Source organism: Paraburkholderia sp. BL6665CI2N2, from assembly GCF_004366535.1.
Lineage (GTDB): Bacteria > Pseudomonadota > Gammaproteobacteria > Burkholderiales > Burkholderiaceae > Paraburkholderia.
Genome location: NZ_SORC01000002.1, coordinates 632,205 through 657,036 on the forward strand (window position 1 = coordinate 632,205; position 24,832 = coordinate 657,036).

Below are 24,832 nucleotides of genomic sequence, written 5' to 3' on the forward strand. Positions count from 1 at the left end.
TTTTTGTCGGACCTGGTATCCTGGTGGGATGAAAAAACGCAGGCCTTACCCAACGGATGTATCGGATGAAGAGTGGTACTTCGCCGCTCCGTACCTGACCTTGATGAACAAGGACGCACCGCAGCGCCGCTACGAACTGCGTGAGATGTTCAACGCGCTTCGCTGGATCGTACGCGCGGGTGCACCGTGGCGTTTGTTGCCCAATGACTTTCCACCGTGGGAACTGGTCTACCAGCAGACGCAACGCTGGATTCAGGCCGGCTGTTTCGAGGCCATGGTGAATGACCTGCGTTCGATCATCCGGATCGCCCAGGAGCGTCGTGGTCAACCCAGCGCGGTCATTCTCGATGGGCGGACCCTGCAGTCGACCTGCGAGAGTGGACCTCGCGCCGGTTACGACGGCTACAAACGCAAACGTGGCAGCAAGGTCCACATGGCGGTTGATACGTTGGGGCAATTGCTTGCTGTGCATGTTACGCCGGCCAACGAACAGGAACGTGCGCAGGTCGGAGAACTGGCGCGTCAGGTTCAGCAGGCCACGGGCCAGACGGTCAAGGTGGCGTTCGCCGATCAGGGATATACCGGCGAAGAGCCTGCGCAGGCAGCACTCGACGAAGGAATCGAGCTTCAGGTAATCAAGCTGTCGGAGGCGAAAAAGGGCTTCGTGCTGTTGCCGCGCCGCTGGGTGGTCGAGCGCAGCTTCGGCTGGCTCAACCGCTTCCGCCGGCTGGCCAGAGACTACGAGCGATTGCCCGAAACCTTGGCTGGTTTGCACTTCGTCGTATTCTCCGTGCTTATGCTTGTCCACTTTGCAGCCCTTAACAAAAGTGCCTAACACCCTCTAAACTGAATTGACTCATTCAGCTTGGGTGACCGGATGAAGCGATTCTTTGAAGGCGAAGATCGCAAGCAGGTGACACTGCTTCCGGAGCGCCTGGATGACTTCGTCGCCGAAGACAATCCGGTCAGAATTATCGAGGCGTTTGTTGAAGAGCGTGACCTTGCGTCACCACGCTTCGATGGCGCGATGCCGTCGACTACTGGTCGCCCTTCCCATCATCCGGGCGTGCTGCTGAATATCTATATTTACGGCTACCTGAATCGGGTCCAGTCGAGCCGCCGCCTGGAACGTGAATGCCAGCGCAACGTTGAATTGATGCGGCTCACCGGACGTTTGGCACCGGATTTCAAGACCATCGCGGACTTCCGTCGTGACGACGGCACTGGCATTCGCAACGTGTGCCTCCGTTCCTCAAGTGGACATGCTGAAACTGCACTCTGGCGCAGTGATGCCGATCGGATCTGGAGGGCCTCTGCCTGCCACCCAGAGCCTACGTCCCCGAAGGGAGGGCGGTGTCCATTCCATCTCGGCCATCTGCAGTCGTTCGTGTGGACGCCAAGGAGGACGTTCAGACGTCGGCTTCGACCCCGACAGCGGACTTCGGCAGGCGTCGCGTCACCGGCAGGATGTTCACCCTCTCTCGGGAGTAGTCTGTTAGCGATGGCCAATCTCTGGCAGAGCGACCGGGTGCAGTCGCCTCATTACGGGACCAATGCGCAGTCGGCAAAACCCTGCTCTACCTTTTCTCATGTCAAGGTGTGTACTACCGTGGCAGGCTACCATTGTCTATGGCGCTTGGTATCGGGCGTGTACTAAGGGTGAGCTTTCGAACCCCGGCGCGAAGCGGATCGGCCCGGCGCGCAAGCCCTTCAGTCACTCGATGCTTGATACCCCGGGGGCCGCGATCTCCGATGCCACATCACCGACGGCGATCATTGCCGTGGCACTGTTGTCAAGTGCCGTCATAACGACTTGCCAAGATCATCCATTGCAGCTTGCCAGTCAGGCGAGCCCACGCAAAGTCGCTGGGATCATTCTTACGCCGTGCCTAGCATATCGTCTTAACGGTTGTGGCGCGCGTGAGCCGCCGGGTAAAACAAGCCTGCCTCAGCGAGTTGCCGCACCGACTTACCGCGTACGGCTGCGGATCTGATACGCATGTTTTGACGCGTAACTGCTACTCGTTTTCGGATCGCAGTCAGGTCATAGTTCGCAACTCAGATAACCGTGCGAAAACAACCTCATGCGTTTTTTGCAACGCTACACAGGACGAATACGCTGGCCGCGACCTGTATTCGACGAGCATCTTGACGCGGTGGTGACTCTCGCCGTTGCATCGAGCGTGGCTGGTTTGCTCACTGCCAGCCTGACCGCATCTCGCGACGCCGTCGTGCTGGTTATCGCACTATCGGCTTGCTGCGCGGTTGTGTACGTTGGTTACCGGGTCCGCCCAAAAGCAAGATTGCAGCGCGCGGCGCGCATCGGTCTTCGCCGCGGGGAGTTCCATGTCGTTTATCAGCCCATTGTGGACACGCGCACGCGACACTGCGTGGGCGTGGAAGCTCTGCTCCGGTGGGGCCATCCAAAGTTCGGAGCCGGAGGGCCGGGGCTATTCATTGGAGAGCTCGAAGGCACGCGTTTGCTCAGAGCGTTGACCTGTTTCGTGCTGCGCGAGGCGAATAACGCGTGCACCCAGCTGCCGTTCCCTCAGCACTGGCATATATCGGTAAATATCTGCGCGCGCCATCTGCTGGAGGACCGCTTTGTCGAGGATATCTGTGAGTCCGCCGGTCCGACGCTGGAGCGTCTTGTTCTGGAACTCACCGAGCGCAGCTGCGTCGAGCGTACGCCGCGGGTGGTCACCGCGCTTGACCATTTGAAGCAACGCGACGTGCGCCTGTCACTGGACGATTTCGGCACCGGCTTCAGCAATCTGGACCTACTCGCGGACTTCCAGTTCGATCACGTAAAAGTGGACCGGCGATTTCTAGCCATGAGCAGCGAAGCGCGCATCCAGTTTCTGAAGTCGATGGCCGCATTAGTGCATGCACTGGGGGCCAAAGTTGTCGTGGAAGGCGTCGAGAGCGCTGCAGAACACGATGTGGTAAAGCGCTCGGGAATCGACCTGGCGCAGGGATACTGGTATGGGAAGCCGATGGCCGTCGATCAGCTCCGGGCATTTGCGTCGGCGTCGATAAACACGTTACAAGATGGCACCGGAACGGAGCTTACAGCGTGAAAGACGAATGCATTATGAATGCGCAGCAACAACGACAACCAGCCAGCGCCCCCCTGCGCCCGGAAAGCGACTACGATCAGTACTTTGAGCGGGTGACCCGGGTCGCCGCCCGCGCGCTGAACTTACCTATATCCGTCGTATGTCTCGACCGACTGGGCCAGCCAGAGGTCATCGGCGCATCCGGGAGCGGACGGGACGTCGTATTCCATGTGGAGACGTACTATTGCCGCACGCTCCAGTGCGAGGAGCCGTTCGTCGTCCGGGATGCGTTGTCTGATGCGGAACTTGCGCAGGGGTCACTGGCAACCGGCGAATCGGGGATCCGCTTTTTCGCCGGCATTGCGCTGCGTCTACCGTGCGGCAAACCCATCGGTATGCTATGCGTGATGCACGCGATGCCGCGGCGCTTCACGCGCCAACAGCGTCAGATGCTGGTAGACCTGGGGCAAATGATCGAGCACGAGGTTGGACTGCGCAAGCTGGACAGCTCTGATCGTTTGCAGGTGCTTCAGGCGATCGACCGGCTTCAGGCCCAGCATGCGCTTTACGTCGAAACGTTCCATCGGACACCGGTCGCTATCGCGCATATCGGAAGGGACTGGGAGTGGCGGCACATGAATGATGCCTGCGTGAAATTCTTCGCGCACTCGCGCGCTCCGCTGACGAAAACGAAGATACTCGATCTGCTGGATGCGAGCGACCGGACCAACCTTGAAGAGGCCGTGCAGGCACTTGATCGTGGCCGCGGGGTCGAGGTCCTGACTCTCGACGTAACGTTCCGGTTGCGCAACAAGCGATGTAAGCCAGCGCGAGTGCAGGTGGCACTGAAGCAGACGACGTCGACCCGCGACGGAGGCTGGCTGTTTGTCATTCACGATACCCAGGCGGAGCAACGGGAAAAAACCGCGCGCGATGTGCGGGAGGCTGCGTTGCATCGGGGAGCACATGAGGCGTCGGAAGTTCTGCGCAGGGCGCATGAGCAACTGACGAACGCCGAGCGCCAATTGGGAGCCACGCGCGTAGATTTGCGCGCCGTCGCTGACAATCTGCCTGTGCTGGTCGCTTACGTCGACGGAGAGCGACGTTATCGGTTCGCCAACTCAACCTATCGCGAGTGGCTGGGGGTGGACCCGGAGGAGATCGTGGGACGGCTCACCCATGAGGTTCTCGACGCTGACTTTTTTGCTGCCATCGAGCCGTACGTCCAACGCGTGCTCAGCGGCGAAAGGGTCGAGTACGAGGTTGGAGCGACGCTTAACGGGAGTCAACGTGTCCTGCGTGGTGTGCTGATGCCGCGTCGCGTCCATGATCAGGCGGCTGATGGGTACTACCTGCTGGTGCAGGATGTGACGGAGCGAACGGCGTTGCTCGATCGCCTGCGGCATCAGGCGTTCCACGATGCGCTGACCGGCCTGCCTAACAGACGCTCGTTCCTCGAGAGGCTGGATGAGGCGTGCGCAGCAGGTGGCGACGGTGTGGCTGCCATCATGTTTATCGATCTGGACGGCTTCAAGGGTGTGAACGATACATACGGGCATCAGTGCGGCGACGAAGTACTGGTTGAAACCGCGCGCCGGATCAGCCGCTGCGTGCGTGGCGGGGATGTGGTTGCGCGGCATGCCGGGGATGAGTTCACAGTGCTGCTGACCGGCCCTGCAATTGATCGTGCTGCACTGGAGAGAATTGCACGTGCAATCCTGCTGACACTGAGCCAACCCATAACGTTGGGGGCGAAGGTCGTCCGGTTATCGGCCAGTATCGGCATGCTACTGCGCGGGCAGGCAGGGTCATTGAGTGGGGAAGCCCAGTTACGCGCGGCGGATGCCGCAATGTATCGCGCGAAAGTCGCAGGCAAGGCGCGTATTGTCGTGCATGAGCTTCACGATTCACCGGCCGGCGTGTCGGGTTGAGATCGACGCCCGTATCATGCCGGCTGAACCGGACCGGCCAGCTTTGCGCCGCAACGCGATTCATCGGCGCACAAGGCACCTAGTGTCGCGACCGCTTTATCGAGCCGCGCCGACCACGGGTAGCCATAGTTCAGACGCACATGGTGGCGAAAGGCGCCATCCGCAGAGAAGATAGGTCCGGGCGCGACGCTGATGCCACTGTTGAGCGCAGCCTGGAAGAGCTGTATCGAGTCTGCGTGATCCGGTAGCGCCACCCAAGTGAAATAACCGCCGTCAGACTTAGAAACTGTTGCGAAATTAAGTTTTAGGCCTGTTAACTTTTCTGACTTGGTGTTAACTTTCTGTCTTGTTTTGCCTGACAGGAAGCAATGCCTAAAGAACTCATAGACGACGAACTGTGGTCACTCATCGAACCACTTCTGCCTGCGCGAGCACCTCGCAATCGGCAATATGCGGGGCGCAAGCCAACACCCGACCGTGCTGTACTGACGGGCATCGTGTTCGTACTGCGCTCAGGCATCGCGTGGAATCTCCTGCCGCAGGAGATGGGATGCGGCTCAGGCACAGCCTGCTGGCGACGGCTTGTCGCATGGCAGGAAGCAGGTGTCTGGCAACGCATCCACGAAACGCTGCTGGCCGAACTACGCCGTCGCGGCGAAATCGATTTGTCGCGAGCGCTCGTGGACAGTTCATCGATTCGCGCCATGCTGGCGGGAAAAAAACCGGCCCGAATCCCACGGACCGGCGCAAGCTCGGCAGCAAACACCACCTCATCGTCGACGCGCAAGGCATCCCGCTCGCGGTCATCCTGAGCGCAGCGAATCGACATGACATCACCCAACTCGATGCACTCGTCGAGGCAATTCCATATATCAGAGGCAAGCGCGGGCGCCCCCTGCATAAACCACAAATCGTTCAGGGTGACCGGGGCTACAGTTCCGAACCCCATCGGCAACGTTTGAGAGCGCGCGGCATCACGCCGTTGCTCGCAAAAATTGGCTCGGTCCATGGAAGTGGTCTCGGCAAAACGCGCTGGCCCGTCGAGCGTTCGATTGCATGGCTTCACTCGTTTCGACGCCTGAAGATTCGCTACGAACGTTATGCCCACATCCATGAAGCCTTCCTGTCTCTGGCTTGTGCCTTAATTTGCTGGACACGTCTCAAGCCACTGTTTAGCTAATTTCGCAACAACTTCTTAGTCGCCGTCGTATTGGCCGGGAAGTACCGGCTGATCGCGTCGAGCATCTGCGATTGCTGATGGGCCAACTCGCGACGTAGTTTGTGCAGGAAACGTTCGTAGCCGCCATGCTCCAGATAGTCGGCGATGGCGCGCTGCGCCGGCATGCTGGCCGATAGCGTGGTCATCCATTTCGCACGTTCCAGCCCGCCCGCGAACCTTCCGGCTGCCGCCCAGCCGATACGATATCCGGGCGCAAGGCACTTCGCGAACGATCCACAATGGATGACAAGACCTCTTCGGTCGAAGTATTTGGCCGGACGCACCGGGTTCGGGCCAAAATGCAGCTCGTTGTAGACGTCATCCTCGATGAGCGGCACGTCGTGTCTGGCGAGCAGATCAACCAGTGCCTGTTTCCTGGAATCGCCCAGTGTCACCCCGGTCGGATTGTGGAACGAGGTCATGAACCAGCAGGCGCGAACCGGATGTTGCTGCAGCGCACGCGCGAGCGCATCCAGATCATGCCCCTCCATCGGGTCAACCGGAATCTCCACTACGTTCAGCCTCAGACGCTCGATAGCCTGCAGCGCTGCATAGAACGTCGGCTTTTCGATCACGATCACATCGCCTGGAGCGGCGAGCAACTGGGCGCTTAGAGTCAGGGCTTCGAGTGCACCGCTTGTAATGATGATCTCGTCGACGGGCACCGTCATCCCCGCCATCAGGTACCGCAATGAAATCAGTTGGCGCAAGTCTTCGTGTCCCGGCGGCAGTGTGTCAACCATCGTCGCCAGGTCCACTGAGCGATTGACAGTCGCGCACGACTTTCCGACGCGTGCCATCGGAAACAGCGCAGGGCTAAGGAACGCTGAACCAAATGGGACAGTCTCGGGCTGCCTGATCATCTTGAGGACCTCGAAGACAAGTTCGCCGACATTGACGGCCTTCGGGTCGGTACCCAGCGAGGTTTCGGGGCTTTGTCGCGGTAATTCTCTGGCCGTCGGTAACACGAAATAGCCTGAACGCGGGCGCGCCATGATCGTGCCCCTATTTTCGAGCAGGTAGTAGGCGCGAAATACCGTCGCGGGGCTCACGCCCCAGGCCTTGCACGCGGCGCGAACCGAAGGAATACGCGCGCCGGGTGGCAGATCACCGCGCGTGATGAGCTCGCTGATTTGGTCCGCCAACTGCTCGTACCGTTTCAACTTTTACTCCTCACAGACACCATTGCCGACGTCGGACCCGCCCCGCTAGCACATACACCTACCATTAAAAGATAGCTGCTTTTCGATCTGATACGGCCTTTCTTTCGCAATCTGCTTCTATTGCGGACGCACACACGCTGGCAAAGTGCGCGCAGACCGGTTCCACTTGTTTCGATGTTTCGCGTACGCGTAGCGGTCCGATCGACAACGATTTTCTAGCCTAATTCTCTTAGCGATAAATCAATGGCATTGGGGTTCCCGGCATCAACTATCAGGCGCAGCGCCTTCATCGCGCTCCGTCGTTCCTCAAGACAAGGGTTGGCAGTCGTCCTGGTCATCTGCACAGGCACCTCATTCGCTCTTGCAGGTCCGGCCAGCCCAGGTTCCGGTCGCATTCTCACGTTTGAACGCGAAGTCTGGCAACAATTGACGGACTGGCTTGCTGGTCCACCAGCGCCCCGGATTCGCTTCGGCTCAGCCTGCGCGTCCATTGCGCAGTTGCCCGTTGTTCCCGCAGCCCTTGCCGGACCGGTCGCTGGCCCGATGCCGGTACTGACAAACACCTGCGATTCGCTGGACGATATGCGTGCGGATACCATCGGCACCGCTGCTGCAAGGGCCAGTTCGGGGCCGAACGTTGTGACGCTGCTTAGGGAACTGCGTTGGCAAATCAGCAACCACGAGACGGCAGTACGAGGCGGCTTTCTGGCCTCTGACGCGGTGGCCGGTATCGAGTCGTGGGCCGGCCGGGCGGAGCAGTCGACGGAACCACCCGCGATGTCGACCCCGGATTGCTCATTGGGTAAGAGTTGTCAAACGCAAGCGATCTCGGCTTCGATCGCCACCGACACACTCGCCTCGGTGCGGCCTTCGGCCAGCACTACGACGCAGCGTATTCCAGTATGGACCATATTGGGTTTTGTATTGTGGCCGATCCTGGTGGCAGTTTTAGTCGTTGGGGTCGGTTGGGCCCTCAAAAGGTGGTTTCGCTACGACAAGTCGCTGCTGCGTGCTGCGCGTGCAGGGCTGCGTCGCGGCGAGTTCCATGTTGAGTACCAACCCGTCGTTGGCGTGAGGCGCGCCAAGTGCGTCGGCGTCGAAGCGTTGTTGCGATGGGACAACCAGAAGTACGGCGCGCTGGGTCCAGCTCACTATATGGAGTTCATTGATAACAGTAGTTTGATCGGACCGATGACGCGATTCGTCCTGTCGCGTGCCTCTCAGGAGCTGCGGGAAATCGGCGCTCCGAAATCGCTCTACCTGGGCGTTACCGCTCCCGCTTCTTACCTGGTAAGTTCCGCCTTCATTGCGGACCTGGGCGACATTGGCTCCCTCGGTCTTCCACCGCTAATACTAAAGATCGGAGCAGGCAGCGCGAGGAAGTTCAAAAAACGTCTCATCCCTATGATGGCGCAGGCGCGTGATAAAGGAATGCGTTTTGCCCTGTCGGCCGTGCGTTCCACTGACGTCGGACTTGAACTGCCGGCAGACATGAGTTTTGAGATGGTGAAGATTGACAGGGACGTGCTGGGAATGGATCCCGATGAGCGCTCCAGACAGCTCAATGCGTTGACGAGCATGGGCCATGAGATCGGCGCCGTGGTCGTGGTCGAAGGCATTGAAAACTCGGCGCATCACAACGTCGCGCGGGCGAGCCGTGCCGAGTTTGGTCAAGGGTTCTTCTATAGCCGTGCACTCGGCGCCAGCCGGCTGAAGGTATTTATCGAGACCGCCAACGCGCCGTCCTCAAAGCTGGCGGGAGCCGCAACCGTGCTCGGCTGGCGGGTTCGAAATTTTTAAATGAGGCGTTCACCCCGCAGCCGGAGCAGGTCGGGACAGCTCTACGTAATTAGCATGACATAATAATGAAGCGCTATCTCCAACTGGCGGCGGAGTTCGAAAACCTGATTGCGAACGGTACGCTTGAGCCCGGTGTGCGGCTCCCATCGGTGCGCCGGGCCAGCAGTTCGTACCGCGTGAGCCCTTCAACCGTTTTCCAGGCTTACTACACTCTCGAACGACGAGGCCTGATCGTCGCAAGACCTCGGTCGGGTTATTTCGTCGCCAGTCGGCCTGCGTCAACGAAATCACTAGCGATTGTTTCGAAGCGCAGTATTGACGAGGCTGATGGCGACAGCCTGATTATCCGCTTCATGAAGGCTCAACGTCGATGCGCGCATCCGGGGCTTGGCTCTTCGGAGCCATGTGCCCAGCTGTTCCCGTTTAGCCGGATTTCGCGCTCTTGGGCTACAGCGATCCGGAGGATGGCGAGTTCCCGGAACGCCTTGTCGGCGGGAGAGGCGGAAGCAGATCTGCGTCACCAGATCGCCCAGCGCTACATTCTCACGGGTGTTACGGTTCCAATTGATGAGGTTGTTGTGACGAGCGGCGCGCTCGATGCACTGATACTCTGTCTGCAGGTTCTGACGCGACCTGGCGACACTATCGCAATAGAACGTCCCGCTTTCCATGCTGTGCGAGATGCGGTTAAGCGCCTCCGTCTGAAGTTCGTGGAAGTCCCTGTCGACCCACACCGTGGACTCGACCTCGGCGTATTAGCGGAGGCGTTGCGGCAGCATCCGGTACGGGCTTGCTGGTTTATGACGACGCTGCACCAGCCTACAGGCGCGACGCTCTCCGATGATCGGAAGGAGGCGCTCGTAAGGTTGCTGGCAAAATATGACGTGCCGCTAATCGAGGACGACGTATTCCGCGAACTGCATTTTGGCCTGACGCCGGCATATCCGGCGAAGCGCTTCGATTCTAACGGTCTCGTGCTGCACTGCGGTTCGTTTTCGAAGTGCCTTGCGCCGGGTCTGCGCCTCGGTTGGGTAGCGGCGGGGCGCTACGCTGCGAGAATTGAGCACGCACGTTGGCTGACGATGACCCCGGCGTCTGTGCCCGCGCAATGCGCAATTGCTGACTACCTTGAGCATGGGGACTACGACCGGCTTCTACGTAAACTGCGCCGCGAACTGGCGTCCCTCCAGTCCCGGATGGTGGCCGCGGTCGTCAGGTACTTCCCCCAAGGGACACTGGTGGTCCGGCCGCCGGGCGGATTCTTTTTATGGGTGCAACTTCCAGAAGGAGTAGAGGCAGTGCAGCTGTTCGAAATGGCGGAAGCGCACGAAATCGCGATAGCACCCGGCGCAATCTTTTCATGCAGCCGCGAATTCCGCCGTCACATCCGGCTTAACTATGGCCGTCCGTGGACCCCCGACGTTGAAAAGGAGATCCACACTTTGGGCATGCTGGCGAGGCGAGCAATGGCTGAGCAACGGACAGCACGGCATACCAAGCGCGAAGGAGCGGAATAAATGGCAGACGAGGGGTCATGATTGCAGCCGATACGAACTGCAGCGCGGAGGATCGAGGCCGCCTGCGACCGCGTCTGGCATGAGTTGCTCGGCCGCTAACACGGATTGTTCAGGGCCGACTAAAGTAAAAGGGCACACCCCGGGTTGAAAGGGCACACGCCAGATGGGGCGGTAACCTCCGCGGGAACAAGCTGCAAGCGTAATGGAGAAGTCGGTGTTACTTGCTTAAAATCGGGAGTCCCGCTCCTGCCTCCATCGCAGGACTTTGGCGCAACGCGTCGCGTGCTTCTGATCGTCCTGATCGTGTCAATCATCGTGCCTGTCGCCTGCTTCGTCGGCTACTGTTACCGCGACTATGTCTTTCGCAAAGCGGACGCCAACGATGTCATCATGCGGCTCGTGCGAGTTGCGCAGTAACATGCGCTCAAGGTCATGGATCTGAACAACGACATGACGACGCGCGTGATGGAACTGCTTGGCCACAACGACGCAGCGCAGATCCGCAAGGCGCGGCAGGATCTGCATCGAAGACTGGCGTTCATCGGCGGCAGCTACCCGCAGGTCGCCGCTGTTGCGGTCTTCGGCGCTGGCGGTGAACTGCTGGCGAGCAGCCGTTATTTTCCGGTGGCGGAGGTATCGATCGCGCACCGCGATGATTTCGGCGCAGCCCAGGCCTCCTAGCCTGCCTCGTACATTTCGCTGCCGATGCATGCCAGCGTTTCCGAGCGGCCGGTTTTTGATACGACTACTTCGCGCTTCGACCTGAACGGGCGCCTTTCTCGGGGTCGTAACTGTGGCAGTGCGCCGCGACTATTTTGGACGGTTCTATAACGAACTTGCGGGCCAGGATCTGCCGTTATCGGCGGGGCTATACCGGCGCGATGGAACTCCGCTGGTAGCGGTCTCTTGTGAGCGCCGCTCGCCCACCTCTGAAGCTAACGGAAGTGCACAGGACCGGAACTCGGCCACTCGGTATCTGGAGACACGCTGTCAGGGCTCGGTGAGCTACGCGGCAGCGATGGCTCTCAGTGGCTTGCGGCGTTTCGGCGAGTAGGCGACTATCCGCTCGAGGTCGCAGTCGGATATCGTCTATCTGCGCTCATATCGCAGTGGTGGCGGCACTGTGCCGTGATCGGTGCGCTCGTCGGTGTGCCGAGTGTCGCCGTATGGGTGCTTATCGCGTATTCCCTGCGCCGCCTCGCCGCAGAAGAGCGCACATGGCAGTAATGGCATCGCGAAATCGTGCGCCGTGAATCGACCGAGGCTTCTGCGCGGCAACATCAGCATATGAGCGCGCTCGGCAATCTGGTCGCGAACGTAGCGCACGATCTCAACAATCTGCTGCTCGTGGTCGCCACACACATGGCCGTCGCACGCGATAAGGGCTTCAATGGCGTGCAAGACGAGGTCACCGCAGTCGAGCGCGCGCTGCGCGGTTCTGCCTCGATGGCAAGAGGACTGCTGAGCGTCTCGAGGAAGCTGCCGCTCAAAAGGCAGCGTTTGCATCCCGGCACCTGGATCCCGTCTGTCCGGCCTGTGATTCGGAACGCGCTCGGCGACACAGTCACGCTCTCGATGGACGTGCCGCCAGATTCGTGGCCGGTGTTGGCGGATGCGGCGGAACTCGAGCTGGCTTTGGTCGACGTCGCAACAAACGCCATGGACGCGACGGGCGCAACCGGACGTTTTGTCATCCGCGTTCAGAACGTTGAATGGGCGGGCGACGATCCAACGATGCCGAAGGGCGACTATGAAAGATTGAGATGGGGTGTCCTGCGATGTCCGCCGTCCGTCTCAGTACGGCCACAACGTGCCGTTCGACGAGCGAGGAAAGCGGCCGTTGGACGGCTGCATTACTCCGGAATCTGACAGACGGGCTACAGGCATAATTCGGCAATTGCCGACATTGGGGCGGTCTGGGTTCTACGTCAGCAATGTGGCGGACTGCCGACGGTGGCGGCATCGAACAGCCCGACGGCAGTTTCATGCATCAGCGAACTCACACTCCCGACCCGGAGCGGACCTTCCAGCCGGCGTCACCTCTGCGGCTGCTTTGAGGGGTTGAACGGTCGGCTGAAAATCGTTGCCCATAACTGTTGATCGCGGTTTCGCGAAAGCCGATTGGATGTCGCCAATCCGAATTTTCCGTGCGATCGGGGCCGTGGAGCGAGATGCGCGGCGCTGCGAAGCGCGGTTTGCCTGCTCAGCGTCCCGTCGCCGTCAGCCTTCCACATCCCGGAACCCATCGAAGCGTCATGCTCGAAACTCGACAGGCATACGACAATCTTTGTCTTGAGTGCCCGCTGAATTCCGTGAGTTGAATTTTCAATCGGCGCGCATGTAGGCACACAAGGCGAGTCGCGGCGCACCGTGCACATGACGAAAGACGGCTTCGTGCTATTCGTAATGAACCTCGCGCCATACCGGTTTGGGTAGCCTCCCGAACAGCACAGCGCGTGGCAGTTACACGCGAGGTCACGCGGCGCGTACGCGACGATCAACAGCGCGCGCGGTACGGTCGTGAAGTGGTCGAGCTGGCGGCGGATGCGTCCCGCCGTGTCGCCGCCGCGTCGCCGGTCAGCGACGCGATGTCCCTAGACCTATTGGACCAAGGTCTCATTGACCGGCCTGAAGCTCAGGTGTCTGATCGTATAAGGAACGTTCATGCATCCAGCCTGATCCTCGCCAGCGGGAACTCTCCACCACTGCAGGAAGCGGCCGTGGTGCGAAGGCGGTCATGCGCGTCATTGTCTGGAAGTCTCCTTTCATGCCACCTGACGCACCGCGAATATCCTTTGTCTCCGCTGCAATATGAATCGTAGGGAGAGAGCAAACATGGACTGGAATCGCTGGTACAGCTTAAAGAGTTACCTAAGATCTTCGCTTTGGACTGTGCCGTTCATCGCAGTCGCGATCGATGCCGTGGTGAAGCCTGTTTCTGAAATGGTGGGAAGGTGGATGATCAGGCAAGGAACCCTCGATCCGAAAACCGGCTTTCTTGGGCTGTCCATGACTGGGGCGCGATCGTTGCTCGGTGACATCGTTTCCGCGGACCTGGCGTTCCTGGTCTTTACGTTCGGTTCGCTGCTCGTCGCAATCCAGGTCGCGGGTGGGCAGTACACGCCTCGGATCATCGCGACGACACTGCTGCGCGATAACATCATCCGTGGCATCTCGGGATTATTCGTTTTCACACTGCTGTTCGCCAATAGAACCGAGAGCTGGATGGGCGAGAATGAGGTACACCAGCTTCAAGTGTTCATTACAGCGCTATTCGGCTTCGCTTCCCTCGTTGCCTTCCTTTTCCTCATTGATTACGCCGCGAAATTTCTGCGTCCCGTGAGCCTCGTGGCTCGCGTTGGCGAGCAAGGGATCGCGGTCATCGATAGCGTTTATCCGGCCGCGACTAAGGGCGTAACTATCCAGCCCGAATGTGACCCGAAGCGAGGCGCGCCTGATCGCATTGTTCATCAGCGCGGCAAATCCGGCATCGTTCTGGCCCTGAACCTGGAAATGCTGGTGGCCAAGGCGCGGCGTGCTGACATAGTCATCGAATTCGTGCCGCAAGTCGGCGATTTCGTCGCAGTGGGCGAACCCTTGTTTTATTTGTATGGAAACGCTGGCGCAATCAACGAAAAGCGGCTCCTCACATTTGTCGCGTTCGGCACGGAACGCACGATGGAGCAGGATCCTATGTTCGCGTTTCGCATCCTGGTCGATATTGCGCTGAAAGCGCTGTCGGCAGCGATCAACGATCCGACCACGGCCGTGCTCGCGCTCGACCAGTTGCACCGTCTTTTGCGCATCGTGGGCAAACGGTCTCTGCACATCGAAGAGATAGAGGATAGGTCGGGTCAGGTGCGCGTGATCTTGCGGACGCCCAATTGGGAAGACTTCGTGCATATCAGTTTTCGCGAGATACGACAGTACGGCGCGGGGAGCATTCAGATCGCGCGGCGTCTGCGCTCAGCGATAGAGAATCTCATCCAGACCCTGCCGGAGCATCGTCACGACGCATTGCGCATCGAGTTGACACTGCTCGATCGCACGATTACCTCGACGCATCCATTTCCGGAAGACCTGGCGTTGGCCCGTGTTCCCGACTCGCAAGGGCTTGGAGGTTCGGCAGGCTTGACGGCGAACAATTAGCCACTTTGGAGGCAAGCCATGCGCAAACTCATCATGGGCATCGTCGAATTCCGCGAAAATAGGCTGCCGCAATATGCGGGACAGTTCAGTAAGCTCGCGCTCGCCCAGACACCTGATGCGCTCTTCATCACATGCTCGGACAGCCGGGTCGTACCTGACCTGCTCGCCTCGACCCATCCGGGCGATCTGTTCACGATGCGCAACGTTGGCAACCTGATACCACCGGCGACCGCGGAAGGGGCCTCTAGAGGCGACCTCTCCGAGGCAAGCGCAATCGAGTACGCAGTGCTGGTGCTGAGAGTCGCCAATATCGTCGTGTGCGGGCATTCTGAATGCGGTGCGATGAAAGCCGTGTACGCGCGCAACCCGAAAACAAATGCGCCGAACCTCGATAAATGGCTGTACCACGCCAACAACGCGGCGTTTCGCCTCGAACACGAAGGTCCGCTCGATGACAGGCTGAAACCGCACGATCAATTGTCGCAACTCAATGTACTTGTGCTGCTTGAGCATCTGATGACTTACCCGATCGCCCGCCAGCAGGTCACTGCCGGGGCGCTGGTATTGAGCGGCTGGTGGTTCGACATCGCGACCGGCGATATGTATGCCTATGAGCGCGCGAGCCGCTCGTTCGAAGTTATTGACCGCGCGATGGCTGATCGGATCATTGCGCCTTGCCGCACGGGCGCGGTGACTGCGCATGAAGGGAGGGCTGATTGGAGACACGACTCACATATTCTGCGCACGAAGAATCGCTCGCTCTCTGGTTGCGAAGCCGACATTTGAATACCCGAGTGAAGGCGCGGGTCAACATCAGTATGCGATACCGAAATACTGAATCCAGTCCGTCTCGAAGCGCGATTCTCGTCATCTTTCTTGCAGCCAGGCTGTCGCTACTGGTGCTCTCTGCTCCAGGTCGTCGATCCAAGCATTTAGTTGCGTGTGTATCGCGCAAAGCGCGGGATCTCCTGACGCGGCAGTTTGAACAGCATATTTGAAGTTGGCGGTTCTGGGTGCGGTCGCATAAAGTGTGTGGAGAACACCGCGCCTTGTTCTGATGATGATCCGCACGGCTGCGCGCCGGCGGGCATTGAGATCTATGTAGAAACCGTTCCAAGAAGAATCGTATCTCTCGTCTTGGCTGGAGCACGCAAATGAATAAGCTTGTTATAAGCGGTGCGACGACGATGATCACACTGGCCGGCGTAGCGCATGCGCAAAGCAGCGTCACGCTTTACGGTTTGATCGATGCGGGTCTGACTTACACGAACAGCCAGATCACTGGAACCGGCGGCGGACACAGCAGTTGGGAGATGACGAGCGGTGCGGTTCAGTACAGTCGCTGGGGTTTGCGCGGGGCTGAAGACCTCGGCGCAGGATTGAAGGCCATCTTCACCCTGGAGAGCGGCTTCAACCTGAACAACGGACAGTTCTCATCGAACAACCGCATTTTCAATCGCCAGGCGTATGTCGGCTTGTCGAGCCGCGATTACGGCACGCTCACACTGGGTCGTCAAACCGACGGCATGGTCGACTTCGTCGCACCGCTTTCCTTGACCGGTACGGAATTCGGCGGCACGCATTTCGCGCACCCGTTGGACAACGACAACCTGAACGATTCGTTTCAGATCAATAACTCCGTGAAGTATCTGAGCCCGGACTTCGGGGGCCTCAGGCTCGGTGCGCTGTACGGCTTTTCCAATCAGGCGGGTGGGTTCACGAACAATCGCGCCTATAGCTTTGGCATGTCCTATGTATTGGGGGCGCTGAACTTCGGCGCTGGTTACCTCCAACTCAACAGTTCCGCGCACACTCCTGGACAGTTAAATACGAATGGCGCAGTCACCGATACAACCGGCTCGTCCCTGCAGGGCGCGCTCTCGCCGGCCACTGTGCCTTTAGGCGTGCTGGCCAGCAGTCAGAAGACCTTTGGTGCTGGCGTGAACTACACCTTCGGCCCGGCTGTGGCGGGTTTCGTGTACTCGCACAGCAAGCTCGCCCAGTTCTTTCAGACCGGGCTAAGTGGAACTTTCCAGAACTTCGAGGGCAACTTTCGCTATGCGCTGACGCCGGCGGTCGCACTTTCGGCCGCGTACACCTATTCGCGTGCTGGCGGAAATGGAGGCGGCGGCATTCCCCATTGGAATCAGGTAAGTGCGATGGCCGATTACCGCCTCTCGCGGCGCACCGATATCTACATTCAGAGCGCGTGGCAACGGGTGAGTCCAAGCGGCACTTCGCCATTGGGCGTGGCATGGATCAACGGTGTGAGCGCCCCGTCCTCCACAAGCGACCAGATCCAGGCGACGGTCGGCTTGAGACATCGCTTCTAATGCCCTAGGAAGGAAAATTGCTTTTGCGTCGCCCTCGACGCATGTGCCACCTTTCTCAGCGGCGGCTCAAGGTTGATCAGGAGACCTTCAATCGACGGGGTTGCCCCACTGCTCAGTGACTGCTTGTGGCCGACAGCGTCAGTTCAATGAAGGTACTGTAGAGCAGCCGTTGAAATCGTCGGCGGTTGCTTTCGGGCGCCTTCTGTGGATGAGTACAGTCGGCCAACACGCGACACTCGCGGACCGGTAACCAACGGCCGAACGTTCCCGTGAAGCGGACTTTCGCATTTCAACGCTGTGGCTTTGACTCTGCGATCGGCTCCTCTTCACGTTAGCGGCTCGGTGCCAGTAGACTACCCATCTAAGCAAAATCTGGATTTTCCGGTTCGCGCGTATGCGCCGAGGTCCCGCGGACAGAGCGTTTCGCGGGTTCTGGTCCTCACTTCGTGAAGCTCCTTGCAGAACGCTCGATTCGCGTCAGGAATGTCATGGATTATTTTGCCGCGGTACGGGCGTTCGTTTGCGCAGCGGAACTGCAGAGCTTCAGCAAGACGGCCCATGAGATGGCAGTCAAGACCTCGACCATCTCGCGCTACGTGAGTGAGCTGGAAAAGGATCTGGGCATTGCCCTGTTTAACCGGTCGACGCGGGGGCTCGTCCTGACGGAGGGCGGCAGGCTATTTCGTGAGCACGCCATCGCCGCCCTGCAGGCACTCGATGACGCGCGCGAGGTTACGTCGTCACTGAATCGCACCCCGCAAGGCGTGCTGCGCGTCACGATGCCGTCGGCCTTCGGACGCCGGCATATCGTGCCGCATCTGCCGGCGTTCATGACGCGCTATCCTTCCATTGACCTCGATATCGTGTCGACCGATGAAACGCTCAACATGATCGAAGCAGGCATCGACGTGGCGATCCGTATCGGCGTGCTGCCCGATTCGTCGTTGATGGCCAAACGCATTGCGCCGCACCGTCGCATTGTCTGCGGCAGCCCGGCGTATTTCGAGCGGAGCGGGATGCCTCGTGTGCCTGAAGATCTGGCCGCGCACGATGCGCTTCGCTTGTCCCTGCTGCCCGACGACAAATGGTTTTTCATCCGCGTCGCCGATGCACAGGTATCGCCGGAGCAGGTGCTGGTGGAATTGCAAGGGCGCTTGCGCGCGGACGACTCCGAAGCCGTGCTGGAACTCGCTGTAGCCGGCTGCGGCCTTGCTCTCCTGCCGACCTGGCTCGCGTCTACGGCTCTGCGCGAAGGGCGCCTTCAGCACGCGCTGCCTGAATGGGAGGCGCGCACGGGGCGAGCCGAACCAGCGGTCTGGGCGGTCTACCCACCGAAGAAAATCGTATCGTCGAAGGTGCGGGCGTTTGTGGATTTCTACGCCGAGACGATTGGCGAGCCGCCGTACTGGGACGACGGACTCGCGACGGAGCTTCGGCCTTAATGGGTAAAGCGGATGTCGAGCGTGCGCAGCCAGGTCTGCAAGCCGGCATCCTGAATCGGGATCACGTAGGCGTTTTCGTTCGTTTCGTTGAAGTGCGCATGCCAGTATCCCGGCGGCGTAACAAACGTCATCCCGGTTTCCCAGTCCACGCGGGTCGGATTCGCGATGTTGCCGTTCTCATCCAGTTCGGTACCGACCAGCGTATAGACGCCTCGGTTGCCACCGGCGATGAAGTCTAGTGCAATCGACTGGTGGCGGTGCGGCTTCTGCATAGAGTTGGGCGGCACAATGCCGAACATGGCCCACAACACATGCGTGACCGTTCGCGTCTGCGGGAAATTGGCGTTGCCCATCAGCACGCTGATGCGGTTGCGGCGGCCCGCATTGGCTTCTTCCGAGACCTTGCGCAATTCCGCCTGCGCCTGGGCGGCGGGATAGAGCGTCGGCGCAAATCGCGCGCGGACGCCCGTCGTGCCGAGATAGGTGAGCAGCGGCGCGTCGTTGACGTAATAGAGCGTGGCCGCCGCGTCGGCGGACAGCACTGCAGCATCGCCGCCCGGCAGCGTGAAGAAATCGCCCTGCGCGAACGGGAAGCTCGTTTCGGCCTGCGTCACGCTGCCGGTCCCGCTAATGACATAGCAGACCTGCGAGGTCGCGTTCGGGGCAAGCGTCAATGCATCGCCTGCGTTGATGCGCAGAAAATTGGCGCTCAAGCCGGGGCCGGTCGCGGGGCTGGGGCAACCCAACTCCGCGGAGAGGTCGAGCGGCACGACTCGAGTGGCGCCTTCTGCGTACAGCGAAGGCGGGAAACTGCAGAAAGGCACGCGCGAGATGAGTTTCGCACCGATCGGATTGGCGGACGACGTGTACTCGAAGTATTGCGCGTCCAGGGTCGCGACAGCGGGTTCGGCGAGAAGCGCCGGGGACGTCTTGGTCAACATGGTCTGCTCCTTCAGGTTAGGGGAGCTTCGTGCGGGTTCCCCCATGAAGTTGGGGTTGGCGTCCGAAAGCTGATCTGACTGTAGGCGCGGGTCGTTGGCCTCAGAAGTGCCGGGAATCGAAATCACCTTTGCGCAAAGGGGTACACCGTACATCCGCTTCGGGGGCACCGGCGGTTGTTCGGGGTGGGGCCGGTGTGGCAGTTCGTCGTCGACCCGGTTCGCATGGGAAGCGACGTCAACAATGGCGTGTTGGCGGGCCGCAATCACAGTAACAGCGGACGTTTGTCGTCCGACATTAATCGTCCGCTCCGGGTCGCAAGTACGCATTCGGTTGCAGTGGCAGCAGACGCTCGCCGCCGCCGAAGTGCGAATGTCGGCAAAGCGACTCGTAGCTGCCTGACAGATGCGATACCTGAATGTCGGGAATGGCCGAATGGACTGATATGACTTTCCGTGTCAATCGGGATCGGTTTTTGTTTTCGCTTTGTAGGCGCATGAATTTCCTGAGGGCGGCGTAGCAGTAAGTCTCGACGGTGGATCGCACTGATATCCGCGGGTTGGTTACCGCATTACAGAGGTCCGCCCCTTGAGCCTGCCGCTATCTAAAGCCGCAAATCGAATGATGTCCGTTGCATAGTCCAACCGCGGGTTGCTCGGGTGCCGGGCTACGCCGCCTTCAGGAAACTCGCAAAACCTATGTAGTGAAGCTCAACGCTACGCTGACTGCTCGTTTCTCGTTACGGCGAGCGACATTGCGAGCTTGCTAATGTCCCAGATGAACCCCGCCAGTTCGCGTGCGACGGCGACGACAGCAATGTTCACATTCTTGCCGCGTGCTGCCAGCTTGCGGTATCGGCGGCAGAGTCGGACCTGCGCGTCCCAGGCACGGTCAAGGATGCGTTTGGGAATGCCTTCATGTCGACGCTCGATTTCCGGACTCACGCGTGCTGGGTATCTGTAGCTCCAGGCGGCCTCGACGAGCAGCTTCCTTGCATAGCTGTTGCCGTTCTTCGTGATGCTGCCCTGGCGCCGCCGCTCACCCGAAGAATGTTCTGAGGGCGTCACGCCCAGCCAGGCCATCAACTGGCGCGGATGCTCGAAGCGGGAGAGGTCCCCCAATTCGGAGAGCATGCCCACGGCGGTGATGAACTGTATGCCGCGCATGGTCTGCAGACCTAGTATGGCTGGATAAAATCGCCAGCCGACGACAGCCTCGTGCAAGGTCGCCTCGAGGCGCTCACATTGCGCAAACCTGTCTTCAATCGTGCGGCGGCATTCATCGAAGGCTAGTTGCTGCCAGGGGTTTGGAAATGCAAATACGCTTATCCATCGCCGGTGCGCGGGACCCCAGTTGGCGTTACCCGAGTAGCGGACTCCATGCGATAGCAGGAAGGACTTCAACCGCTGGCGGGCCTGTCTGAGATCTGCTTTCGCTGCCGCCCATGCGCGCGCCAGGTCCCGGAACGCCTCATCTTCAACATCCGGCACGTGTACAACTGACAGGTCGCCAGCGCGTAGTGCGCGTACGAGCTTGACCGCGTCGCGCCGGTCCGTTTTGACACGTTCGCCCGGTTTCTTCGGAATCAGGGACGGCGCGCATATCACGCAGTCGAATCCTCTTTCAACGAGTTCTCTGTAAAGTCCGTAGCCACAGGGGCCGGCTTCATAGACAACGCGGACATGGCGCGCCTTCGACTGAAGACGTTTGCACAATCGATCGATATCCGCCTTCAGCGTTCCGATTTTGCCCAACAGTTCGACGTCGCCCATATCGATCGCGTACGCCACCGTGATCGACTCCTTGTGAACATCCAGACCGACAAACACCGTGCTATCGTGGTTCACGCTGGCCTCCGCGCTGGAAATCGCCGGGGTGTGCCCTGTGCACACCGTGCGGCTCTGGCAGTGATGCTAACCCGCGTTTGGTTCCTCACGGCGGGCCAGCCACTGGCTCACGGAAAGTCATACTGCCTAAACCGCTCGCGCGGTAGGGGGCTGCGGCCCGACTCTGGCGGCGAATGGGAGGCCAGTGGCGCCGGTGGTTATGTTGGTGGTTGAGGCAATCCGCCTCGCCCTCCAGCAGGAGCCCCATCATGACCTCCTCCGATCCCCGCGTCAGCCCGATGCGCCGCCATATGCTTGAGGACTTGCGCATGCGCAAGTTCGCACCCAGGACCCAGGCCGCCTATCTGCGTGCCGTCCGTCAGTTCGCCCGATACCTCGGGCGTTCACCCGATACCGCCACCGTCGAGAACCTCCGGGACTACCAGCTGCATCTGGTCGATCACGGCGTGTCTCCGATATCGCTGAACGCCGCGATCAGCGGGCTGAAGTTCTTCTTCGAAGTCACGCTCGGCAAGCCTGAGCTGATGGCGCGCATGCAGCCGGTACGCGTGCCCCGCACGCTCCCGGTTGTGCTCAGCCCCGAGGAGGTGCGGCGGCTCATCGCGGCAGCTGGAAACCTCAAGCATCAGACCGCGCTGTCGGTCGCCTATGGTGCCGGGCTGCGTGCGAGCGAAGTGGTGGCGCTGAAGGTCGGCGACATCGACAGCCAGCGCATGACCCTGCGCATCGAGCAGGGCAAGGGCCGCCGCGACCGCTACGCGATGCTTTCGCCGGTCCTGCTCGAACGTCTGCGCGTCTGGTGGCGCGTGGCCCGTGCCCAGGGCTGCATGCTCGATGGCGGGTGGCTCTTTCCGGGCCTTGATCCGATCGACCCGCTCAGCACGCGGCAGCTGACCCGCGCCATCCATGCGGCCGCCGAGGCCGCAAACATCAACAAGCGCGTCTCCATGCATACGCTGAGGCATTCGTTTGCCACGCACCTGCTGGAACAGAAGGAAGATATCCGCGTGATCCAGGTGCTCCTTGGACACAGGCAGATCGAGACCACCACGCTCTATACCCAGGTCGCCACTGATCTCCTGCGCAAGGTGATCAGTCCACTGGACCGCCTGCCCGCCGGCTAGCCCGGCCGCACGCGGAGCCCTCCGTGCTGGAGGTCGCGGATATCTTCCGCGCCTGCGGGCCAGCGTGGCGCCGTACGGTAGCGCTGAGCCTGGGGCAGCTGAAGGTCATGTCGGCCATCGAACAGTGCCGCAGCGCGGCGCTGGGGGGACATGTGCTGCGCTGTTCCGGCTGCGCAAAGGTTGAGATCGCCTATAACTCGTGTCGTAATAGACATTGCACAAAGTGCCAGGCGAGCGCCGCACACCGGTGGCTCGAGGCACGTCAGGCCGACCTGCTGCCTGTGGAGTATTACCACGTCGTCTTCACGCTACCTGCCGCGATCAGTGCGATCGCCTGGTACAACAAGGCGGTGCTCTATGGGCTGCTGTTCGATATCGCCGCCGAGACGCTGCGTACCATCGCGGCAGACCCCAGGCACCTCGGCGCGCAGATCGGCACCACGCTCGTGCTGCACACGTGGGGCTCGGCGCTTACGCATCACCCGCACGTGCATGGCATCGTCCCCGGCGGCGGCCTGTCGCCCGACGGGCAGCGGTGGATCGCCTGCCAGCCCGGCTTCTTCCTGCCGGTGCGCGTCCTGTCACGCCTGTTCCGGCGCCGCTTCCTGGAGGCACTCGATGCGGCGCACCGGCAGGGCCAACTGCAGTTCTTCGGCGAATATGCCAGCCTCACCGATCCGGCCGTCTTCACCGCATGGCTCGCGCCGCTGCGTGCCTGCGAATGGGTCGTCTATGCCAAGCGTCCCTTTGCGGGACCCGAAGCGGTACTCGCGTATCTCTCACGCTATACGCACCGGGTGGCGATTTCCAACCAGCGTCTGCTCGCCTTCGACGAGCGCGGCGTCACGTTTCGCTGGAAAGACTATCGCGCGAAGGGGCGCACCCGCTACAAGACCATGACCCGCGAGGCCGGCGAGTTCATGCGCCGCTTCATGCTGCATGTCCTGCCTGGCGGCTTCCATCGCATCCGTCACTACGGACTGCTTGCCAACCCGGTGCGCCGCGCCAGACTCGCGAAGGTGCGCGAACTGCTGCACGTTGCCACCGGCGTCGTCACGTCTCCGCGCGAAGCCGTCAGGGAAACACGGCCCGCCTTCATCTGCCGCCACTGCGGCGCGCCGATGATGGTCATCGATATCCTCGCGCGCACCGCACCGATCCGCGCGCCCCCCACGCGCCGGGGCCCGACATGAATACAACGGTTTCCGGACGTGCTACCCGACCGTCGGCTTCGCGGCAACGCGGCCCACGAGCGGACGTTTGCGCCTGTCGCTTCACGCAGTCGCTCCCACGTCCACTTCGCCCTTCCGACTGCGCCACTGCGCCGCTTCGTCAACGCGTCAGTCCCGATCCGCCACCCCGCCTGACTGCGCATCCCGCAACACTGCCTGGCATCCCGGCTCATCAATCGCCATAGCCTCAAAGCTTCCCACCGCATCGCGGCATCCCGCGGTTTCCTCCCTTCAGGTTTATTCAACGCCTGCCCACACGTCCCGTCGTGCATCTCCAGGCCTGTGGACACGGGCAGGCATCGAACAAACCTTAAGACTTGCCGTCCTCCCGGATTACCGCCGGCTGCCCGACCGCTCAGCTAGCCGTCCGCTGAAATGCCGCTTCGTCGCCGGGGGAGAGTGGGTTGGCGGGGCGATGTGCCCATTCCGAGACGGGCTCTGTGAGCACGTAATGGGTCGGGCTTTCCCCGTGTCATCGACGGACGCCACCCTGCTGAGCAGGCAGGAGCAGCGCTGGCGCTCTCGCGCATAGTTACAGGCCGCAGCGGCCGCCGATTCTCCTTTCCAGCTAAGAAGTGCTAAAGATAGTGCCGCGTTCCCGAGAATCAAAACCGATTCATTGGTGTACGCAACTAACGGTCAGGCCCTTGCAGCGGCCGACTTGGCTCCGCCACAACAGCATTGCCCAAAAAAGGGCCGCCGGCCAGCTTATTCATGCTTCAAGAAGCGTGCCCGATTCACCCGCGCTGTTCAGGGGCGCTCGAAGTCATCCGGTGTCAGTGTCAGGCGTGCGCACGGATGCGCGAGCAGCTTTCGTTCGGCGATCGCGCGGATGCGGCTGTACCCGTCCCGGAAAATCCTCAGGATCCGGGCGTCCCCGGCCCGCGGCTCAAGCCAGAAATGGGCCTCCGGCGCTGCAATCGTGACGATGCATTCGACGGTGGTGTTTCCGCGGACGAGCCAGAACGACACGCCCTATCGATTTGCCAGAATCTGCGGCTCGAATTCAGGTTTTTCCATGGCTGGTTCCGGGCGTCATCTCGTAGGCGAGTGAGCAGGCTGTCGATCGCTCCGATG

The 24,832-nt window shown here is 60.5% G+C and carries 17 protein-coding genes and 3 pseudogenes; 15 read left to right on the forward strand and 5 right to left on the reverse strand.

Features of this window, described 5'->3' with window-relative positions:
• The first annotated feature begins 28 nt into the window (after positions 1–28).
• From B0G81_RS40620 to B0G81_RS40645, 5 genes and pseudogenes are all read left to right on the forward strand, one after another.
• Positions 29–835, forward strand: a complete 807-nt coding sequence (locus B0G81_RS40620; RefSeq protein WP_116146006.1) for an IS5 family transposase — start codon at positions 29–31, stop codon at positions 833–835.
• Positions 836–877: 42 nt separating this feature from the next.
• A pseudogene (locus B0G81_RS40625) lies at positions 878–1,243 on the forward strand (transposase); the annotation flags it as partial.
• A gap of 841 nt (positions 1,244–2,084) precedes the next feature.
• Positions 2,085–3,080: an EAL domain-containing protein gene (locus B0G81_RS40630; protein ID WP_243856869.1), complete on the forward strand. Its 996-nt coding sequence runs from the start codon at positions 2,085–2,087 to the stop codon at positions 3,078–3,080.
• Entirely contained in the window at positions 3,077–4,990 is a 1,914-nt protein-coding gene (locus tag B0G81_RS40635; RefSeq protein ID WP_134143819.1) for a diguanylate cyclase, read from the forward strand. The genes B0G81_RS40630 and B0G81_RS40635 overlap by 4 nt, the downstream gene beginning before the upstream one ends.
• Before the next feature lie 368 nt (positions 4,991–5,358).
• Positions 5,359–6,170 (forward strand): IS5 family transposase gene (locus B0G81_RS40645; RefSeq protein ID WP_134143646.1). Its coding sequence is split into 2 segments (ribosomal slippage): positions 5,359–5,698 and positions 5,698–6,170, totalling 813 coding nucleotides; the frame shifts between segments, so codons are not numbered across the junction.
• 14 nt (positions 6,171–6,184) lie between these two features.
• Here the strand turns inward: B0G81_RS40645 and B0G81_RS40650 are convergent.
• Positions 6,185–7,372: pseudogene (locus B0G81_RS40650) on the reverse strand (PLP-dependent aminotransferase family protein); the annotation flags it as partial.
• Between the two features lie 243 nt (positions 7,373–7,615).
• On the opposite strand from B0G81_RS40650, the gene B0G81_RS40655 reads away from it, so the two are divergent.
• The 4 genes from B0G81_RS40655 (at position 7,616) to B0G81_RS40665 (ending at position 11,370) form a co-directional block, all read left to right on the forward strand.
• On the forward strand, positions 7,616–9,172 hold the full coding sequence (locus B0G81_RS40655; RefSeq protein ID WP_134143820.1) for an EAL domain-containing protein: 1,557 nt from the start codon (positions 7,616–7,618) through the stop codon (positions 9,170–9,172).
• 65 nt (positions 9,173–9,237) lie between these two features.
• The gene (locus B0G81_RS40660) at positions 9,238–10,689 is read left to right on the forward strand and encodes a PLP-dependent aminotransferase family protein (protein WP_134143821.1); all 1,452 of its coding nucleotides are present in this window, start codon (positions 9,238–9,240) and stop codon (positions 10,687–10,689) included.
• Between the two features lie 282 nt (positions 10,690–10,971).
• The gene (locus B0G81_RS45505; protein ID WP_279590548.1) at positions 10,972–11,106 is read left to right on the forward strand and encodes a hypothetical protein; all 135 of its coding nucleotides are present in this window, start codon (positions 10,972–10,974) and stop codon (positions 11,104–11,106) included.
• Positions 11,107–11,121: 15 nt separating this feature from the next.
• Positions 11,122–11,370, forward strand: a complete 249-nt coding sequence (locus B0G81_RS40665) for a hypothetical protein (protein WP_134143822.1) — start codon at positions 11,122–11,124, stop codon at positions 11,368–11,370.
• 408 nt (positions 11,371–11,778) lie between these two features.
• Here the strand turns inward: B0G81_RS40665 and B0G81_RS40670 are convergent, their stop codons facing one another.
• A complete protein-coding gene (locus B0G81_RS40670; protein ID WP_134143823.1) occupies positions 11,779–12,195 on the reverse strand; it encodes a hypothetical protein in 417 nt (138 codons plus the stop codon).
• A 1,329-nt stretch (positions 12,196–13,524) separates the two neighbouring features.
• Here B0G81_RS40670 and B0G81_RS40675 point away from each other — a divergent pair.
• The 4 genes and pseudogenes from B0G81_RS40675 to B0G81_RS40690 all read left to right on the forward strand — a co-directional run bounded on the left by B0G81_RS40675 (position 13,525) and on the right by B0G81_RS40690 (position 18,613).
• Entirely contained in the window at positions 13,525–14,838 is a 1,314-nt protein-coding gene (locus B0G81_RS40675; RefSeq protein WP_134143824.1) for a DUF2254 domain-containing protein, read from the forward strand.
• Between the two features lie 18 nt (positions 14,839–14,856).
• Positions 14,857–15,532: pseudogene (locus B0G81_RS40680) on the forward strand (carbonic anhydrase).
• Between the two features lie 460 nt (positions 15,533–15,992).
• The gene (locus B0G81_RS40685; RefSeq protein ID WP_134143825.1) at positions 15,993–17,171 is read left to right on the forward strand and encodes a porin; all 1,179 of its coding nucleotides are present in this window, start codon (positions 15,993–15,995) and stop codon (positions 17,169–17,171) included.
• A 488-nt stretch (positions 17,172–17,659) separates the two neighbouring features.
• Positions 17,660–18,613 (forward strand): LysR family transcriptional regulator, encoded by a 954-nt coding sequence (locus B0G81_RS40690; protein WP_134143826.1) that lies wholly within the window; start codon positions 17,660–17,662, stop codon positions 18,611–18,613.
• Here the strand turns inward: B0G81_RS40690 and B0G81_RS40695 are convergent.
• Both B0G81_RS40695 and B0G81_RS40700 read right to left on the reverse strand, forming a co-directional pair.
• Positions 18,610–19,554, reverse strand: a complete 945-nt coding sequence (locus tag B0G81_RS40695; RefSeq protein WP_134143897.1) for a cupin domain-containing protein — start codon at positions 19,552–19,554, stop codon at positions 18,610–18,612. The two genes, B0G81_RS40690 and B0G81_RS40695, sit on opposite strands and share 4 nt — an antisense overlap.
• Positions 19,555–20,268: 714 nt before the next feature.
• The gene (locus tag B0G81_RS40700; RefSeq protein WP_134143597.1) at positions 20,269–21,399 is read right to left on the reverse strand and encodes an IS110 family transposase; all 1,131 of its coding nucleotides are present in this window, start codon (positions 21,397–21,399) and stop codon (positions 20,269–20,271) included.
• A 248-nt stretch (positions 21,400–21,647) separates the two neighbouring features.
• Here B0G81_RS40700 and B0G81_RS40705 point away from each other — a divergent pair, with 248 nt between their 5' ends.
• The gene (locus B0G81_RS40705; RefSeq protein WP_116120094.1) at positions 21,648–22,523 is read left to right on the forward strand and encodes a site-specific integrase; all 876 of its coding nucleotides are present in this window, start codon (positions 21,648–21,650) and stop codon (positions 22,521–22,523) included.
• Positions 22,524–22,549: 26 nt separating this feature from the next.
• Positions 22,550–23,716, forward strand: coding sequence for an IS91 family transposase (locus B0G81_RS40710; protein ID WP_243856907.1), 1,167 nt, complete (start codon positions 22,550–22,552; stop codon positions 23,714–23,716).
• A 789-nt stretch (positions 23,717–24,505) separates the two neighbouring features.
• On the opposite strand, the gene B0G81_RS40715 is transcribed toward B0G81_RS40710, so the two are convergent.
• On the reverse strand, positions 24,506–24,727 hold the full coding sequence (locus B0G81_RS40715) for a DUF1488 family protein (RefSeq protein WP_243856872.1): 222 nt from the start codon (positions 24,725–24,727) through the stop codon (positions 24,506–24,508).
• Positions 24,728–24,832: the final 105 nt, after the last annotated feature.